Origin of the sequence: Thiorhodococcus drewsii AZ1 (assembly GCF_000224065.1) — a bacterium.
Classification (GTDB): domain Bacteria; phylum Pseudomonadota; class Gammaproteobacteria; order Chromatiales; family Chromatiaceae; genus Imhoffiella; species Imhoffiella drewsii.
On sequence record NZ_AFWT01000098.1, the window covers coordinates 1 to 2,011 of the forward strand.

The following is a 2,011-nucleotide window of genomic DNA, read 5'->3' on the forward strand; positions in this document are numbered from 1 at the left end:
CTGAGCTTCACCTTCCAGGACGGCGCCTTCGTCAACACCGCCACGGCCTCGGACGTCACCGGCTATGCCAAGAGCGATCTGAGCATCGACTTTAGCGATCCGGCACCGGCGCTGCCCAGCTTCCAAACCCCAGTCACCAACCCCTTCGGCCTCAGCGACGTGGGTTCCTTCGCCACTCCGACCTTTGCCGACCTCGACGGCGACGGCGATCTCGATGCGCTCATCGGTAATAAAGCTGGCAACAGCCTCTACTTCGAGAACACCGGCAACGCCACCAGCGCCGCCTTCGCCAGTGCCCTGACCAATCCCTTCGGCCTCAGCGACGTGGACAACCGTTCCAACCCGACCTTTGCCGACCTCGACGGCGACGGGGATCTCGACGCACTCATCGGTGAGTATTTTGGCGACAGCCTCTATTTCGAAAACACGGGCAGTTCCACCAGCGCCGCCTTCGCCAGCGCCCAGAAGCATCCCTTCGGCCTGACCAATGTTGGCTACGCTGCCGCTCCGACCTTCACCGACATCGACGACGACGGCGATCTCGATGTCCTGTTCGGCGCTCAGGATGGCACCCTCTACTTCGAGAACACCGGCAGCGCCACCAGCGCCGCCTTCGACGCCTTCGCCGCCAACACCCAGACCGATCCCTTCGGCCTGACCAATGTTGGCTACTCTGCCACTCCGACCTTTGCCGACCTCGACGGCGACGGCGATCTCGATGCGCTCATCGGTAATTCCTATGGCCAGAACTTTTACTTCGAGAACACCGGCAGCGTCAGCTCGGCGGCCTTCGCCAGCGTCCAGACCAACCCCTTCGGCCTCAGCGAAGTGGGTTCCAAAGCCAGCCCGACCTTAGCCGACCTCGACGGCGACGGCGATCTCGATGTCCTGGTCGGCGTAAGCGATGGCACCCTCTACTACTTCGAGAATGTCCCATCCAACAGCGCCCCGAGCATCACTTCCGCGACCTACGACTCCAGTACCAATGTCCTCTCGGTGATCGCCGCCGACATCACCAGCGGTGACACCATTGACGTCTCCAAACTCACCCTCACCGGCGAGGGCGGCCAGACATATACGCTGACCTCCGCCAACGTCACCGCCAGCAGCGACACCGCCTTCTCGGTCACGCTCAATGCGACCGACCAGCTCTATGTCGAGGGGTTGCTCAACCAGGACGGCACCACCTCGGCCGGCTCAAGCGCCGCGTTCAATCTGGCCGCTGCCGATGATTGGGATACCGCTGTCACGGATGGAGACACCTCGATCACCACCAGCACCGTGACGGTCAGCAATACCCAGACGCCAACCATCACCAGCGCCACCTACGATGTCTCGACCGGCGTGCTAGAGGTGACGGGTACCAATTTCGTCCACCAAGATGGCGCCACCAACGATATCGATCTCTCCACGCTCACCTTCACGGGCGCCGGCGGCAGCAGCGCCGCCTTCACGCTGACCACCGCCAGCGATGTCGAGATCACCGACGCCACCACCTTCTCCGCCACCCTCTCGGGCGCGGACAAGACAGACGTTGATGCGCTGCTCAACGCCAACGGCACCCAGTCTTCCGACAGCATCACATACAATCTGGCGGTTGCAGACGATTGGAACGGCCCAATCACCGGCGGGGATATCAGCGATACCACCGGAAACGGCATTAAGGTATTGGGAATCACGCCGATCCCCGCTTTGACCTACAGCGCCGCGACCTTCGTTGAAGCCCCCGCCAACGACGGCACCATCAGCACTGCGATCACCATCACCCTGAGCGACGACACCTTCGCCGCCGACCTGAGCGACAAGATCCACGCCACCAACGTCCCGGCGGGCCTGAGCGCCAGCTTCGTGCGCACCAGCGACACCGTCGTCACCGCCACCCTGACCGGCAGCGCCACCGCGCATGCCAACGCCGACGACATCGCCGACCTGAGCTTCACCTTCCAGGACGGCGCCTTCGTCAACACCGCCACGGCCTCGGACGTCACCGGCTATGCCAAGAGCGATCTGA

The 2,011-nt window shown here is 63.1% G+C and carries 1 protein-coding gene; it reads left to right on the forward strand.

Annotated features, from left to right (window positions below):
• On the forward strand, window positions 1-2,011 hold a 2,011-nt coding region (locus THIDRDRAFT_RS23065), incomplete at both ends, for an FG-GAP-like repeat-containing protein (protein WP_040845975.1).